This window comes from Streptomyces sp. DT224, from assembly GCF_049844595.1.
In the GTDB taxonomy this organism is placed as follows: Bacteria; Actinomycetota; Actinomycetes; order Streptomycetales; family Streptomycetaceae; genus Streptomyces.
On the sequence record NZ_JBNCLI010000021.1, the window covers coordinates 19,926 to 34,372 of the forward strand.

Here is a 14,447-nt window from a genome sequence, read left to right on the forward strand (position 1 = left end):
CCGAGGCGAGCCCTCTGCCCGGCGCACGGCCGCCCCTTTCAGCCTCCGGTCAGCCGCCGCACCGCCTCCACCGTCTCCGCCGCCCCGTCCTCCGCGGCCATCCGCTTCGCACCCCGCGCGGCGGCCTCCGCGTACGCCCCCTGCCGCACGACGCGGTCGAGGGCGTCGGCGAGGCGGTCGGCGGTCAGGGCGCGGAAGGGGATCGGCTCGCAGGCGGCACCGGTCGCGGCGAGGCGGCCGGCCCAGAACGGCTGGTCGGCGGTCACCGGCACGGTCACCGCGGGGACCCCGGCCCGCAGCGCGGCGGCCGAGGTGCCGGCCCCGGCGTGGTGGACCACGGCGGCCAGGCGCGGGAACAGCAGGGCGTGCGGGACGTCCCCGACGGTGAGGACGTCGTCGCCCTCGGCGGCGAGCCCGGCGCTTCCGGACTGGAGGATGCCGCGCAGCCCGGCGCGGCGCAGGGCCCGCACGGCGAGCTCGCCGAGCCGTTCCCCCTCGCCGGCCGCCATGCTGCCGAAGCCGATGAGGACGGGCGGGGCGCCGGCGCTCAGGAAGTCCTCCACGGCCGGGGGAAGTTGCTCGTCCGGGTCGTGGTGGGGCCACCAGTTGCCGACGACGTGCAGGCCGGGGCGCCAGTCGGCGGGCCGGGGCACCAGGGCGGTGCTGAAGCCGTGCAGGACGGGCCAGTCGGCGCGCTCCTGGCGCCGGCGCGTGTCGGAGGGCTTGGCGGGGGGCAGCCCGAGCCGTTCGCGGAGCGCGGTCACCGCCGGGGCGTACAGGCGGTCGGTCATGCGCAGCGCGAAGCGCCCGGCCAGGCGGTTGCCGGTGCGGCCCAGGGAGCGGGTGCCCGTGACGACGGGCGGGAAGTCGCCGGTCGGCGCGGTGGGCTGGAGGTACACGCCGATGCCCGGGGTGCCGGTGGCCTCGGTGAGGTGCCGGCCGAGGGGGGCGGTCGTGGTCGAGAGCAGCATCAGATCCGTGCCGTCGGCCATCGCGTCGGCGAACCCCTGGCCCAGGTCCGTGATGAACGCGGAGGCGGCCCGCATGAGTTCCCGCTTGTCGCCGCTCCCGCCGCCGCCTTTCGCCGGGTTGCCCGGGAGGGCGCGGAAGTCCAGCCCGGCGGCGCGGACGAGGGGCGCGAAGGCGTCCGTGGTGGCGAGGGCGACGTCGTGGCCGACGGCGCGGAGTGCGGCGCCCAGGCCCGTGTAGGGGGCGATGTCACCGCGCGATCCGGCGGCGGCGATCAGTATTCTCATCGGTTCTCCTCAGGCTCGTCGGCCGGCCCGGCTCACCGGTCGTCGCCGCCGTCCTTGCGGCGGGCCGCGTTGGCGTGGACGGCCTTGCACAGGTAGGCGGCCAGGCCGGGGCGCTGCCGGGACGGTGGTACGACCAGGGCGAAGGCGCGCGGATCGGCCGCGAAGTCGTCCGCGATGCGCCGGTGCATGTCGGGCGGGCAGGCGGTGAACCAGCGGGAGATGTGCAGCCGGTGCTCCTCGGCGAGGTCCATGACCCGTTCGCCGTCGCTCGGCTCGCCCTCGTCGAAGGCCGCCAGCAGCTCGGCACGCCAGGCCGTGGCCTCGCCCATGAGCTGCCGCCAGTCCTCCTTGGTGTGCGCGGCGGCCCGGGTCATCGACTCGCGCTGCCCCGGCGAGTCCGCCCACTTGAGCGCCGCCTCGGTGGCGTAGCTCAGGTCGGCGGTGATCTCGCCGAACACCTCGAAGCGCTCCCGGGGCGTCAGCGAGACCCCGGTCCGCTGCACTTCGATCGCCCGCTGGGCCACCTCGGAGAGCCGCCGCAGCCTGGCGATCTCCGCCTCCAGCTGCTCCTGCCGGGCCCGCAGGTGGTCCAGGGCGTCGGCCTGCGGGTTCTTGAAGATCTCGGCGATCTCGTCCAGCGGGAAGCCCAGTTCGCGGTAGAAGAGGATCTGCTGGAGCCGGACCAGGTCCTCCTCGCCGTAGAGCCGGTAGCCGGCCTGGCTGCGCGCGCTGGGCGAGAGCAGCCCCGCCTTGTCGTAATGGTGCAGCGTGCGCACCGTCACTCCGGCGAAGGCCGCCACCTGCCCCACGGAATACGTCATCCACCCGCCCTTTCCTCGCGACCGATCATCGAGCCTGACGTAAGGGGAGGGTCAAGCCGCGCCCCGGTCCGGGGACACCGGCCCGGCAGCGGGGCGCACCTCCGTAACAAAAGGTGTATTTCGCCCTCATGGGCGAAGCTCTCGCTGATGACGCCGTCCGCGCCGGCCGTCGCGCAGGACCATGACATGCCGCGCTTCCCGCGCCGCGCCACCGCCGACGACGTGCCGGGCGCACCACCAGACCCACGCGTGGGTGCGGCAGGCCGGTGCCGGGGTGCCGGAGACCGTCGGCGCCGGGAGCGGGGCGGCGGGCACCGCATGACGTGCCCGCCGATCCGTGAACCGGTGAGCTTCCGAGGTCACGGGCGCGGCCCGGCGGGGGCGCCGCTCCCCCGCCGGGCCGGTCGTGCGGTCAGGCGCAGGCCCCGAGGTCCTCCCAGACGCCCCAGTCACCGGTGGTGCCGGGCTTGTCGCCCTGCACCCACCACTTCGCGCGCCAGGTGTGCCCGTCGTACGAGACGGTGTCGCCCCCGGAGTAGACGGCCTCGGTGCTCCACAGCGGCACGGAGCAGGCGCCCGGCTCGCCGGTCTCGCCGCCGTCGCCGTCACCACCGCCGGGGTTGCCGCCGTCGTCGCCGCCACCACCGGTGCCGCCGATGTTGACGTCGACGCACGCGTAGAAGGCGTTGGCCGTGTCGGCGACGTTCCAGACGGCGAGCACCTTCTGACGGCCCGTGAAGCTGCCGAAGTCCACCTCCTGGCTCACGTCGGCGGGCGGCTGCGCGTGGTTGCCGGCGAACTCGGCGATCTTCTGGCCGCCGATGAAGTACTGCCAGTTCTCGGTGGCGTGACGGGCCGTGTGGTGCCAGGTGAAGGTGAACTTCCGGCCGACCGGGGTGACCTGCCAGCCCTTGGTGTCGTCGTCCAGCTCGGCGAACGCCGCGTTGCCTCCGCTGCAGCTCTTGAGCCCCTTCGGGCCCTCGACGCTCTGCGGTTCGTACTTGATCTGACCGCAGTCGACGACACCGGACGCGCACTGGGCCTGCCGGCTCGTCGGCGCGGTGACCCAGCCGTGGGCACTGGCGGTGCCCGTCTGGATGCCGAGGGCGAGCACGGGGGCGACCAGCGCTCCGATGGAAACGGCCATCCGCCGCTTGGTGTTCATGCCACATCACTTCTTTCGCTCGTACGGAGGCCGGGCGTTCACCTGCGGCACCCGAGGACCCCTGGTCCGGACCTGGCCGATGCAGGTCTAGACCTTAATGACGAACGAGGCCCGGTCAAGGGGGTGAACCAGGCCGGTTCGCGCCTCCGCTTCTCAGCGTCGAGTGGTTCGCCACCGCAGCACTCACGGCACCACTTTTAAGTGATCCTTAAGCCGCTGGTCACCGGCGCCGACCGGTCGCCGCACGGCGCGACGGCGCTCGCCGAGCACCATACGAACCATCAAATTGGTCTAGTCCTAATCTCGTTGGAATCGTTGACGCGCAGGTCACGGGCCGGTTATCACTGCTCCAGCCCATCCACAGCACCACCCGCTCCCCCGCTGGAGGCCGCACGTGCACCCCCGTAAGACATTGATCGCCGCGCTCCTGAGCACGGCCCTCGCCACCGGCGGCCTCGCCGCGACCGTCGGCATCGGCTCCGCCCAGGCGGCCGACGCTCCGGCTTCCGCTTCACCAGGCGGCGTGCGCATCGCGTACTACGACCAGTGGAGCGTCTACGGCAACGCCTTCTACCCGAAGCAGCTCGACACCCGGGGCATCGCGGGCAAGCTGGACATCATCAACTACTCGTTCGGCAACATCCACCCGACCGACCTCACGTGCTTCGAGGCCAACAAGGCGGCGGGCGACGACAACAACCCCAACGCGGGTGACGGTGCGGGCGACTCGTACGCCGACTACCAGAAGTCCTTCAGCGCGGCGGACAGCGTCGACGGCGTCGCCGACACGTGGAACCAGCCGATCGTCGGCGTCTTCAACCAGTTCAAGGAACTGAAGGCGAAGTACCGCCACCTGAAGATCAACATCTCGCTGGGCGGCTGGACCTACTCCAAGTACTTCAGCGACGCGGCGAAGACGGACGCGAGCCGCAAGAAGCTGGTCTCGTCCTGCATCGACCAGTACATCAAGGGCAACCTGCCCGTGGAGGGCGGCTTCGGCGGCCCCGGCACGGCGGCCGGCATCTTCGACGGCATCGACCTCGACTGGGAGTACCCCGCCTCCGCGGGCGGCCACCTGGGCAACCACTACGCCCCCGAGGACAAGCGGAACTTCACCCTGCTGCTCGCCGAGTTCCGTAAGCAGCTCGACGCGTACGGCGCCGCCAACGGCGGCAAGAAGTACCTGCTGACCGCGGCCTTCGGGGCCGGCCAGGACAAGATCGCGAACATCGAGACCGACAAGATCGGCCAGTACCTCGACTACGCGAACCTGATGACGTACGACATGCACGGCGCCTGGGACGGCGACGGGCCGACGTACCACCAGTCCCCGCTGTACTCGGGCTCCAAGGACCCCTCCGACCCGGTCGCGCCCGGCACCGAGAAGTACTCGATCGACAACGCGGTCGACTCCTGGCTCGACGGCAAGCCGGCCTACGGCATCGCCGGCGGCTTCCCCGCGAACAAGCTGACCCTGGGCTACGAGCTCTACTACCGCGGCTGGAAGGGCGTCCCGGAGGGGACCACCCACGGCCTGGCCCAGTCCGCGACCGGCGGCTCCTCCCCCCGCCCGCTGAGCCAGCAGGCCGGCATCGCGCACTACAAGGAGCTCGGCGGCATCGTCGACAACCCGGCGACCACCTACTGGGACGACGAGGCCAAGGCGTCCTACTTCTACAAGGACGGCGAGTTCTTCACGGGCCTGGACCAGAAGTCCATCCAGGCCAGGGCGGATTACGCCAAGCAGCGCGGCCTGGCCGGCGCGATGATGTACTCCCTCCTCGGCCTGGACGAGAAGACGACCCTGCTGAACCAGATCAACACCGCGATCGGCGGCACCACCACCGAGCCCACCACCCCGCCGACCACCGACCCGACCACCCCGCCCACCACCGACCCCACGGACCCGCCCGCCGGCGGCTGCGGCTCGGCCCCGGCATACGTGGCCGGAACGGTCTACACCACGGGCAACGTGGTCTCGTACAACGGCCACACGTACAAAGCCCAGTGGTGGACCCAGAACGAGGCCCCCGGCAGCACCGGCGCCTGGGGCGTCTGGAAGGACCAGGGCGCCTGCTGAACAGCCCGCCCCACGCGAGCCCCCCACCGGTCCCGGCGGGGGGCTCGCCCGTGATCCGGGGCGGCGTCCGGCGTGCAGACGCCGTAACCCGCACGGCGTCGCTTCACCTGAGCGGGAAGTCGGCTCCATGCTGCTCCTCGGGCCGGGGCCCGTGGATACGCCGGGCGGCCTCGGAGATGGCGAGGTCGTTGATGCTCGCCTCGCGGCGCCGCATGAGGCCGTGCTCGTCGAACTCCCACAGTTCGTTGCCGTAGCTGCGCCACCACTGGCCGCTCGCGTCGTGCCACTCGTACTGGAAGCGGACGGCGATCCGGTCGTCGCCGAACGCCCAGAGGCTCTTGCGCAGCGCGTATCCCCGCTCGCGCTGCCACTTGCGCGCCAGGGAGGCGACGATCTCCTCGCGTCCCCGGACGAACGTGTCCCGGTTCCGCCAGACGGAGTCCCGGGTGTAGGCCCGCGCGACGCGGTCGGGGTCGCGGGTGTTCCAGGTGTCCTCTGCGGCCTGGACCTTCCGCAGGGCGGTCTCGCGGGTGAACGGTGTACCGGACCGACGGTCCTCGGCTGACATGGCGCCTCCCACGGCGACAGCTGGAGAACGAGCGTTCTCCAGCACTAGGATGACCACGGTAGAGAACGATCGTTTTCAACGTCAAGGAGGCCCTGATGCCGGCGCCGATCTCAGCGGAGCAGCGGGAGCGGGACCGCGACGCGCTGCTCGACACGGCGGAGGAGCTCTTCTACGAGCGGGGCATCCAGGCGGTCGGCATGGACCAGGTGCGGGCGGCCTCGGGTCTGTCGCTGAAGCGGATCTACGAGTCCTACGCCACGAAGGAGGACCTGGTCGTGGCAGTGCTCCGGCGGCGCGACCGACGGTGGCGGGGAGACCTCGCGGCGTACGTGGAACAGGTCCCGGCCGCCCGCGAACGGGTGCTCGCGGTCTTCGACTGGCTGGCCCTGTGGTTCGCCCGGCCGGGCTTCCGCGGTTGCGCCTGGATCAACGCGCACGGCGAGCTCGGCACGACCTCACCGGCGGTCCTCGCCGAAGTCCGGGAGCACAAGAGGGCTTTCAGGGCCCAGATCGCCGCATGGGCCGACGCCACCGGAGCGCCCGTGGCCGACCCCGTCTTCCTGCTCGCCGAGGGCGCGATCGTGACGGCGGGCATCACCGGCGACCCGACCCCGGCCGGGCACGCCCGGTCGGCCGCCGCGACGCTGCTCGGGACCGGCTGAGCCCCAAAGAGCCACGAGTGGCGGCAGACGAGTCGGGCTGTACGCCGGGTTCTGTCGCCCGGTCGCCTCGCGGCGGCCGGGGAGACGGCCATCCATCTAGGACCGGCATTGCTGCCGGCCTCGTGCGGTCTACCCGCGAACTCGGGCGGGCAGCCCTCAAGCGTTCGCGCAGGGCCGTCTCGCGACGGCCCCTCTTGACCTTGCTCCGGGTGGGGTTTACCTAGCCGCCTGGGTCGCCCCAGGCGCTGGTGGTCTCTTACACCACCGTTTCACCCTTACCCGGGACCGAGGTCCCGGGCGGTCTGTTCTCTGTGGCACTGTCCCGCGGGTCACCCCGGGTGGCCGTTAGCCATCACCCTGCCCTGTGGAGCCCGGACGTTCCTCGGGGGGATCGAGATCCCCACGCGGCCGTCCGCCCGGCTCGTCTGCCGTGGGGCCCATGCTACCCGGCCGGATCAGATGAAGTCCGCCGTCTCCAGGTCGAACGAGAACGGCTCCGGAAGGCGGACCGGCTTACCGAAGGGGACCGTGCAGTGCTGGCGGTAGTCGTCGCCCTCCGCGTCGCTGAACAGCGTCACCGAGGACTCCTCCCGGTCGACCAGCAGGTACAGCGGGATCGGGCCCCTCGCGTAGCAGTGCCGCTTGGCCTCACGGTCGGCGGCCGGTTTGGACGATGTGACCTCCACGACCAGCGCCACCCCCTCGCACGGCATCCACGGCTGCGCGCCCCGGTACAGCCGCAGGGCTTTCGGGGCGAACGTGCCGTCGGGGATCGCGTGGTTCTTCGGGCAGCGTCCGCCGCTTCTCAGTTTCAGGCCCTTGTTCCCCGCGAATTGCATCTTCGTGCGGGCAAAAGCCATCACCTGCTCGACGATCAGCCCGATGTAGTCCTCATGATCCCCGTCCGGCGGCGGTGTCACGACGATCTCCCCCTCGATCAGCTCCGCCCGGAAGCCCTCCGGCGTGTCCAGCGCCAGGAAGCCCTCAAGCAGGACGTCCGCCTGCGAGAGCGGTTCGTGCGGCATGGCAGACATGTCACGCCCCTTCCTCGGTCGTTCGCCAGAGTGGGCCATCGCGGAACCAGCCGTCCGTGAGATGGGAGTCGTTCCCCCGATCGTGGCACAGGGCGACGTCATGACGTCAGAGGCGGCCCGACGCCAGCGCGGTGATGCCCGCCGTCCAGGCCGTGGTGACGGCCTCCGGGGTGGGGAAGCGGCCGTTCAGTTCCATCATGACCATGCCGTGGGCGAAGGCCCAGGCCGCGCGGGCCAGGGGTTCGTCCGGGGCCAGGGCGCGGAAGAGGGGGGCTGCGGCCCGGTCCTCCAGCTGGTGGGGGTACGGGCGGGAGGTGGTGAGGCGGTAGAGGTGGGGGTGGGCCAGGGCGTGGGCGCGGTAGGCGGTGGCCAGGGCCGGGAAGGAGCCCGGGGCGGCCGTCTCCGCCGCTTCCAGGGCCTCTGCGGTCTCCGTCAGCATCGCGTCGGCCAGCGCGCCGACCACCGAGGACTTGTCCGGGAAGTGCTTGTAGAGGTACGGGGCCGTGATGCCCAACAGGCCCGCGAGGCGGCGCATGGTCAGCGCCTCCGGGCCCTCCTGCTCCAGGAGCGTGCGGGCGGCGGCCAGGATCTGGTGCTGGCGGGCGCGGTCGGTCACGCCGGTCCTTCCGTCGTACGGGCGCGGGGCGCGGGGCCCGAACTCGCGATCGTACGAGACGCCGTCAGGCGGGGACGAACAGGGCCTTCGCCGTGCCCGGGGCCGCCTGGGCGAGGCGGACCCGCAGGCGCTCGCCCAGGGGGAGCGGCGCGGTGCCCTCGACGCGGGCGACGACCGCCGGGGCGTCGATGTGGACGGTGCCGGTGGCCGGCTCGTTCTCCTTCACGTCCACCACGTATCCGTCGAAGACGTCGCCCACCTTGTCCTTGAGCAGCGCCGCCTCGACCAGGTCCACGGACTCCCGCTCCACCGTGTTGCCGCGCCGCGTGCCCTCCGCCATCTCCTTGGGCAGCACGGGCAGGGCGGCGAGGACCCATTCCGGCGGGTCCCGGTCCTCGCAGGCGGCGACGCACACCTCGGAGGCGTAACGGTCCACGAGGCGGCGCAGGGGCGCCGTGCAGTGCGTGTAGAGGTCCGCCACGGCCGCGTGCACGGCCGGGTCCGGCAGGTCGCCGCCGCCGAAGACCGTGTAGCCCGCGCCGCGCAGCAGGGTCGTGCACTCCTGGAGGAACGCCGCGTGGTCGGTGCGGGCCGGGTCGAGCGAGCGGACGACCTGCGCGTACGAGACGTGATGCGGCCAGTCGATGTGCAGGGCCTCGGCGCTGCGGCGCAGCCGGGCCACCGCGCCGTCGGGCGCGACCGGCAGCGTACGCAGGATGCCCGTGCCGCTCTCCGCCATCAGGTGGGCCGCCGCCATGCCGGTGAGCAGGGAGACCTGGGCGTTCCAGCCGTCGGCGGGGAGCGGGGCGCGGTACTCCAGGCCGTACGTGCCGTCGTGCTCGGTGATCTCCTGCTCCGGCACACCCAGCGAGATGCCGCCCCGGGCCACCTCCTGCTCCTCGCGGAGGGTGCCGATGTCCCGGAGCAGCGCGAGCGGTTCCTCCGCGGTGCCCGCGTCGATCCGCCGCTGCACGCCGGCGTAGTCCAGCTTGGCGCGGCTGCGTACCAGGGCCCTGCGCACCCGGGTCGCGACCGCCGCGCCCTCCGGGTCCAGGTCGATCTCCCACAGGACCGCGGGGCGGACCCGGCCGGGCAGCAGGCTGGCGGCGTCCTCGGACAGCACCTCCGGGTGGAGCGGCACCCTGCCGTCCGGGAAGTAGAGCGTCGTCACCCGGCGGTGCGCCTCGGCGTCGAGCGCGCCGCCGGGGCGTACAAAGGCGGCCACGTCCGCGATGGCGTAGTGGACGCGGTAGCCGTGGGCGCGGCGTTCCAGGTGCATCGCCTGGTCGAGGTCCGTGGACGCGGGCGGGTCGATGGTGAGGAAGGGGAGGTCCGTCGCGTCCGCGTGCCCGGCGAGCTCCGGGCTCCGGGCCGCGTCCGCCGCCTCGGCGAGCACGTGGGGCGGGAAGTCGTCGGGGAGCGAGAGGCCGGTGCGGAGGCCGCGCAGGGCCGCCCGCAGCGGGGTCTCGGCTGCTCCGGTCATGTGCAGCTGGCGGCGGGGCATGGTCCCGAGCGTAGGACGGGGCCCGGAACGCGGCATTCCGGGAGGGCTCCGTGCCCGTACGGTGCGCCCCTCCGCCCCCGTACGCTGGCCGGGGGCGTCCGTGCGGTCCGCACACACCGTTTGGGCGCCTCTTCCCCGTACGTACGAAGGAGAACCGCCGTGCTCGTGCTGTTGCCGCCCTCCGAAGGAAAGGCCGCCTCGGGGCGCGGGGCACCCCTGAAGCCCGAGTCGTTGTCGCTGCCCGGTCTCACGGGGGCGCGGGCCGAGGTGCTGGACGCGCTCGTGGAGCTGTGCGCGGCCGACGAGGAGAAGGCGCGGGAGGTGCTGGGGCTCAGCGAGGGACTGCGGGGCGAGGTCGCGAAGAACGTCGCGCTGCGGACGGCGGGGACGCGTCCGGCCGGGGAGCTGTACACCGGTGTCCTGTACGACGCTCTCGGCCTGGACTCGCTCGACCCGGCCGCCCGTCGCCTCGCCGGGAAGTCGCTGCTGGTGTTCTCGGGGCTGTGGGGCGCGGTGCGGGTGGGTGACCGGATTCCGCCGTACCGCTGCTCGATGGGCGTGAAGCTGCCGGGGCTCGGCGCTCTCGGGGCGTTCTGGCGGGTGCCGATGGCGGAGGTGATGCCGCAGGCGGCGGGTGACGGGCTCGTGCTGGACCTGCGCTCGTCCGCGTACGCGGCGGCGTGGAGGCCGAAGGGGGCGGTCGCGGAGCGCACGGCGAGCGTGCGGGTGCTGCACGCGCAGATCGTGGACGGGGTGGAGAAGCGGTCCGTGGTCAGCCACTTCAACAAGGCCACCAAGGGCCGCATGGTGCGCGACCTGCTGCTCGCGGGCGCCCGGCCGGCCGGGCCCGCCGAGCTGGTGACCGCGCTGCGGGACCTCGGATACACCGTCGAGGCCGCCCCGCCCGTGCGGACGGGGCGCCCCTGGCAGCTCGACGTGGTCGTCACGGAGATCCACTGAGGTTGCGTTGCACCCTCCGCAACGTTCGTTGCGTAGTGCGCCGCGCACCGGGCAGGATGGGGGCATGACCTCCTCCGTGCTGGACCTCGCCCCCGTCGTGCCCGTCGTCGTCCTGGAGGACGCGGCCGACGCGGTGCCGCTCGCCCGGGCCCTGGTCGCGGGCGGGCTGCCGGCGATCGAGGTGACCCTGCGCACCGCCGCCGCCCCGGACGCGATCCGGGCGATCGCGGCGGAGGTCCCGGACGCGGTCGTCGGGGCGGGCACGGTGATCTCGGCGCGCAATGTCGCGGACACCGTGGCGGCGGGGGCCCGGTTCCTGGTCAGCCCCGGCTGGACCGACGCACTGCTGGACGCGATGAAGGGGTCCGGGCTGCCGTTCCTGCCGGGCATCTCGACCACCTCCGAGGTGGTCGCGCTGCTGGAGCGCGGGGTGACCGAGATGAAGTTCTTCCCGGCCGAGGCGGCGGGCGGCACGGCGTATCTGAAGGCCCTCTCCGCCCCGCTCCCCCAGGCCCGGTTCTGCCCGACGGGCGGGATCTCGGCCGCCTCCGCGCCCTCGTACCTGGCACTGCCCAACGTCGGCTGTGTGGGCGGGAGCTGGATGGTTCCCGGGGACGCGGTCGCGGCCCGGGACTGGGCCCGCGTGGAGCGGCTCGCCGCCGGGGCGGCGGCACTGAGGGGCTGAGCGGTGCGGCGGGGAAACCCGTCGCACCTCACCGTGCATGCTCCCCGGTATTCGGGGCACGACCCTTGTAGGGGACGTAGCCCGCATGCCGGGTGACCCGGGTTCCGGCCGGTAATCCCCCGACCCGCCGGAACCGCCTCGGCCCCGTCGGCCTTCCCCCCGCCGGCGGGGCCGAGCGCTGTCCCGGGCCGGTTACCGCAAGTGGGACGTGTCGTTCAGCAGGCGTACGGAGGCGTTGCCGTCGGCGTAGTACGCGACGGCCGAGACCGACGCCGCCGAGAGCTCCATCCGGAACAGCGCCTCCGGAGGCGCGCCCAGGGCGAGCCGGACCAGGGTCTTGATCGGCGTGACGTGCGTGACGACGAGGACGGTGCGCCCCGCGTAGCGCGTGACGAGGCCGTCCCGGGCGGCCGCCACGCGGCGGGAGACCCCCGCGAAGCTCTCGCCGCCGCCCGTGGGGGCCGCGTCCGGGGAGGCGAGCCAGGCGTCCAGGTCGGCCCGGTACCGCTCCCGGACCTCGCCGAACGTGAGCCCCTCCCAGGCCCCGAAGTCCGTCTCGCGCAGCCCGTCCTCGATCCGGACCTCCAGGCCCAGCCGGGCCGCGACCGCCCCGGCCGTCTCGCGGCAGCGGCGCAGCGGGGAGCTGACGATCTCCTGGACCGTGCCGCGCGCCGCGAAGGCCCCGGCCGCGCGCTCGGCCTGCTCCAGGCCGGCTGCGGACAGGGCCGGGTCGGTGCCGCCGCTTCCGGAGAACCGCTTCTGCGGGGTGAGGGCCGTTTCGCCGTGCCGCAGCAGGATGAGGGTGGCGGGCGCGCCCAGATCGGGCGCCGCACCCCAGCCCACCTGGGGGGTGACCGGGTCGGAGGGGGGCGGGGCCGCCGCGGCCTCCGGCGGGCGCGGGGTGTCCAGGGCGGCCGTGGACGCCGAGGGCTCCCACCGGGCGCCGCGCCGGCCGGCGTCCATCGCCTCGTTGGCCAGCCGGTCGGCGTGCTTGTTCCGCTCGCGCGGAATCCACTCGTACGTGATGTCCGCGCCGGGCAGGACCGCCGCCGCCTCGGCCGCGAGCGGCTTCATGTCCGGGTGCTTGATCTTCCAGCGGCCCGACATCTGCTCCACGACCAGCTTGGAGTCCATCCGGACGCTCACCCGGACCCCAGTGCCCACCGGGCCGTCCGCGAGCAGCGCGCCCACCGCGCGGAGTCCGGCGACGAGGCCCTTGTACTCGGCGACGTTGTTGGTCGCGACGCCGATGTACTCGGCGGTCTCGGCCAGCGTCTCACCGGTGTCCGGGTCGATCACGACCGCGCCGTAGCCGGCGGGGCCCGGGTTGCCCCGGGAGCCTCCGTCGGCCTCGACCACGAACCGGCGCGGCAGGCTCACTACAGGCCCGAGTCGGCGGTGCGGACCAGGATGCGGCGGCAGTTCTCGCAGCGCAGCACCGTGTCGGGGGACGCGGCCTTCACGTCGTTGATCTCGGTGATGTTGAGTTCCAGGCGGCAGCCCTCGCAGCGGCGCTGGTAGAGGCGGGCGGCGCCCACCCCGCCCTGCTGGGCGCGGAGCTTGTCGTACAGCTTCAGCAGGTCGGCGGGGACCGAACCGGCGACGACCTCGCGCTCCTTGGTGACCGAGGCGGCCTCCGTGTCGAGCTCCTGGGTCGCGGCGTCGCGGCGGGCGGTGGCGTCGTCCACCTTGGCCTGCACGGCGGCGACCCGGTCGGTCAGCTCGGCGACGCGCTCCTGCGCGGACTCGCGGCGCTCCATGACCTCCAGGACGATGTCCTCCAGGTCGCCCTGGCGCTTGGCGAGCGAGGTGATTTCGCGCTGGAGGCTCTCCAGGTCCTTCGGCGAGGTGACCGCGCCGGAGTCCAGGCGCTGCTGGTCGCGGGCGGCGCGCTGGCGGACCTGGTCGACGTCCTGCTCCGCCTTGGTCTGCTCGCGGGCGGTGTCGCTCTCCTCGGTGGTCGAGGCGACGAGCAGGTCGCGGAGCTGGGCGAGGTCGGCCGTCAGCGACTCGATCTCGGCGTGCTCGGGCAGGGACGTGCGGCGGTGCGCGAGCTGGGAGAGGCGCTGGTCGAGCGCCTGGACGTCGAGAAGTCGGATCTGGTCGGCGGGCGCGGCGTTCAGTTGGGGGCTCCAGAAGAGTGGTGGGCGGTCCAGGGGTCGGTGACCTGCTTCGAGACATGGACCCTCAGGTCCCATCCGAGGCGGTCGGAAATCGCTTCGAGCTGTGCGGCGGCCTGCTCGCACCACGGCCACTCGGTGGCCCAGTGTGCGGCATCGACCAGGCCGAGCGGCGAGTGCTGGGTGGCTTCGGAGGCCGGGTGGTGGCGCAGGTCGGCGGTGAGGAAGGCGTCCGCGCCGGCGGCGCGCACCGCGCCGAAGAGGCTGTCGCCGGAGCCGCCGCTCACCGCGACGGTACGCACCAGCGCCTCCGGGTCGCCGGCGAGGCGGATGCCCTGCGCGGTGGCGGGCAGCCGGGCGGCGGCGCGGGCGGCGAACGCGGCCAGGGTCTCGGGGTGGTCCAGCACGCAGATCCGGCCGAGCCCCCGGCGGCCCGCCGGGTCCGTCGGGTCCGGCACGAGGGGGCGCTCGACGCGCAGGTCGAGGGCGGCGGCCAGGGCGTCGGAGACACCCGGGTCGGCGGTGTCGGCGTTGGTGTGGGCCACGTGCAGCGCGATGCCGTCGCGGATCAGCGTGTGCACGACGCGGCCCTTGAAGGTGTCCGCCGCGACCGTCGTCGTACCGCGCAGGTAGAGCGGGTGGTGGGTCACGATCAGGTGCGCGCCCAGCTCCTTCGCCTCGTCGGCGATCTCCTGGACGGGGTCGACGGCGAAGAGCACCCGGTGGACCTCGGCGTCCGGATCACCGCAGACGGTGCCGACCGCGTCCCATCCCTCGGCCCGCTCGGGCGGCCAGAGGGCGTCGAGCTCGGAGATGACTTCAGACAGACGGGGCACGGAGGAAAGGCTACCTGCCCGCCGCGCCCCGGGAAGCCCCGGGAACGGGCCGCCCGCGGCTCGGCCCCGTACAGCACACGCCCCCTCGGTCGCACAGCGAAAACCGGCCATCACCACCCTTATGTGTGAAGTGGGGGAGG

General features: G+C 73.3%; 14 protein-coding genes and 1 other RNA gene. 4 read left to right on the plus strand and 11 right to left on the minus strand.

Annotated elements, in window-relative coordinates; translation table 11 throughout:
- Positions 1 to 38: 38 nt before the first annotated feature.
- The 3 genes from ACLQ2N_RS35360 to ACLQ2N_RS35370 form a co-directional block, all read right to left on the minus strand.
- The gene (locus ACLQ2N_RS35360) at positions 39 to 1,256 is read right to left on the minus strand and encodes a glycosyltransferase (protein ID WP_425819784.1); all 1,218 of its coding nucleotides are present in this window, start codon (positions 1,254 to 1,256) and stop codon (positions 39 to 41) included.
- A gap of 32 nt (positions 1,257 to 1,288) precedes the next feature.
- On the minus strand, positions 1,289 to 2,077 hold the full coding sequence (locus ACLQ2N_RS35365) for a MerR family transcriptional regulator (RefSeq protein ID WP_425819786.1): 789 nt from the start codon (positions 2,075 to 2,077) through the stop codon (positions 1,289 to 1,291).
- Between the two features lie 412 nt (positions 2,078 to 2,489).
- The gene (locus ACLQ2N_RS35370; protein WP_425819788.1) at positions 2,490 to 3,242 is read right to left on the minus strand and encodes a lytic polysaccharide monooxygenase; all 753 of its coding nucleotides are present in this window, start codon (positions 3,240 to 3,242) and stop codon (positions 2,490 to 2,492) included.
- Positions 3,243 to 3,636: 394 nt separating this feature from the next.
- On the opposite strand from ACLQ2N_RS35370, the gene ACLQ2N_RS35375 reads away from it, so the two are divergent.
- Entirely contained in the window at positions 3,637 to 5,322 is a 1,686-nt protein-coding gene (locus ACLQ2N_RS35375; protein WP_425819790.1) for a glycosyl hydrolase family 18 protein, read from the plus strand.
- 103 nt (positions 5,323 to 5,425) lie between these two features.
- Here ACLQ2N_RS35375 and ACLQ2N_RS35380 read toward each other — a convergent pair whose 3' ends face one another.
- Positions 5,426 to 5,890: a nuclear transport factor 2 family protein gene (locus tag ACLQ2N_RS35380; RefSeq protein ID WP_425819792.1), complete on the minus strand. Its 465-nt coding sequence runs from the start codon at positions 5,888 to 5,890 to the stop codon at positions 5,426 to 5,428.
- 95 nt (positions 5,891 to 5,985) lie between these two features.
- Between ACLQ2N_RS35380 and ACLQ2N_RS35385 the strand changes: the two genes are divergently transcribed.
- Complete coding sequence (locus tag ACLQ2N_RS35385; protein ID WP_425819794.1) at positions 5,986 to 6,552, plus strand: TetR/AcrR family transcriptional regulator; 567 nt, start codon at positions 5,986 to 5,988, stop codon at positions 6,550 to 6,552.
- Between the two features lie 24 nt (positions 6,553 to 6,576).
- Here ACLQ2N_RS35385 and rnpB read toward each other — a convergent pair.
- The 4 genes from rnpB to ACLQ2N_RS35405 form a co-directional block, all read right to left on the minus strand.
- Positions 6,577 to 6,976, minus strand: an RNA gene (gene rnpB, locus ACLQ2N_RS35390) — RNase P RNA component class A.
- Between the two features lie 31 nt (positions 6,977 to 7,007).
- Positions 7,008 to 7,577, minus strand: coding sequence for a Uma2 family endonuclease (locus tag ACLQ2N_RS35395; RefSeq protein ID WP_425819882.1), 570 nt, complete (start codon positions 7,575 to 7,577; stop codon positions 7,008 to 7,010).
- A 115-nt stretch (positions 7,578 to 7,692) separates the two neighbouring features.
- A complete protein-coding gene (locus ACLQ2N_RS35400; RefSeq protein ID WP_425819796.1) occupies positions 7,693 to 8,202 on the minus strand; it encodes a TetR/AcrR family transcriptional regulator in 510 nt (169 codons plus the stop codon).
- A 64-nt stretch (positions 8,203 to 8,266) separates the two neighbouring features.
- Complete coding sequence (locus ACLQ2N_RS35405; protein ID WP_425819884.1) at positions 8,267 to 9,685, minus strand: RNB domain-containing ribonuclease; 1,419 nt, start codon at positions 9,683 to 9,685, stop codon at positions 8,267 to 8,269.
- 180 nt (positions 9,686 to 9,865) lie between these two features.
- On the opposite strand from ACLQ2N_RS35405, the gene yaaA reads away from it, so the two are divergent.
- Positions 9,866 to 10,666 (plus strand): peroxide stress protein YaaA, encoded by an 801-nt coding sequence (gene yaaA / locus ACLQ2N_RS35410; RefSeq protein WP_425819798.1) that lies wholly within the window; start codon positions 9,866 to 9,868, stop codon positions 10,664 to 10,666.
- A gap of 64 nt (positions 10,667 to 10,730) precedes the next feature.
- Entirely contained in the window at positions 10,731 to 11,351 is a 621-nt protein-coding gene (eda, locus tag ACLQ2N_RS35415; protein WP_425819800.1) for a bifunctional 4-hydroxy-2-oxoglutarate aldolase/2-dehydro-3-deoxy-phosphogluconate aldolase, read from the plus strand.
- Positions 11,352 to 11,543: 192 nt separating this feature from the next.
- Here eda and ACLQ2N_RS35420 read toward each other — a convergent pair whose 3' ends face one another.
- Genes ACLQ2N_RS35420 through ACLQ2N_RS35430 form a run of 3 tightly spaced genes read right to left on the minus strand, consistent with a single transcriptional unit; the run spans position 11,544 to position 14,307 of the window.
- Positions 11,544 to 12,731, minus strand: coding sequence for a bifunctional RNase H/acid phosphatase (locus ACLQ2N_RS35420; protein WP_425819802.1), 1,188 nt, complete (start codon positions 12,729 to 12,731; stop codon positions 11,544 to 11,546).
- Positions 12,731 to 13,474 (minus strand): zinc ribbon domain-containing protein, encoded by a 744-nt coding sequence (locus ACLQ2N_RS35425; protein WP_383306759.1) that lies wholly within the window; start codon positions 13,472 to 13,474, stop codon positions 12,731 to 12,733. The genes ACLQ2N_RS35420 and ACLQ2N_RS35425 overlap by 1 nt, the downstream gene beginning before the upstream one ends.
- Entirely contained in the window at positions 13,471 to 14,307 is an 837-nt protein-coding gene (locus tag ACLQ2N_RS35430; RefSeq protein ID WP_425819804.1) for a Nif3-like dinuclear metal center hexameric protein, read from the minus strand. Before ACLQ2N_RS35430 ends, ACLQ2N_RS35425 begins: the two co-directional genes overlap by 4 nt.
- Between the last annotated feature and the right edge of the window lie 140 nt (positions 14,308 to 14,447).

Bases quoted from the DNA above. Each gene is read 5' to 3' on its own strand.
- eda (WP_425819800.1), top strand. From the start codon at position 10,731: ATGACCTCCTCCGTGCTGGACCTCGCCCCCGTCGTGCCCGTCGTCGTC.
- ACLQ2N_RS35395 (WP_425819882.1), bottom strand. From the start codon at position 7,577: ATGCCGCACGAACCGCTCTCGCAGGCGGACGTCCTGCTTGAGGGCTTC.
- ACLQ2N_RS35385 (WP_425819794.1), top strand. From the start codon at position 5,986: ATGCCGGCGCCGATCTCAGCGGAGCAGCGGGAGCGGGACCGCGACGCG.
- ACLQ2N_RS35370 (WP_425819788.1), bottom strand. From the start codon at position 3,242: ATGAACACCAAGCGGCGGATGGCCGTTTCCATCGGAGCGCTGGTCGCC.
- ACLQ2N_RS35360 (WP_425819784.1), bottom strand. From the start codon at position 1,256: ATGAGAATACTGATCGCCGCCGCCGGATCGCGCGGTGACATCGCCCCC.
- ACLQ2N_RS35405 (WP_425819884.1), bottom strand. From the start codon at position 9,685: ATGACCGGAGCAGCCGAGACCCCGCTGCGGGCGGCCCTGCGCGGCCTC.
- ACLQ2N_RS35365 (WP_425819786.1), bottom strand. From the start codon at position 2,077: ATGACGTATTCCGTGGGGCAGGTGGCGGCCTTCGCCGGAGTGACGGTG.
- ACLQ2N_RS35380 (WP_425819792.1), bottom strand. From the start codon at position 5,890: ATGTCAGCCGAGGACCGTCGGTCCGGTACACCGTTCACCCGCGAGACC.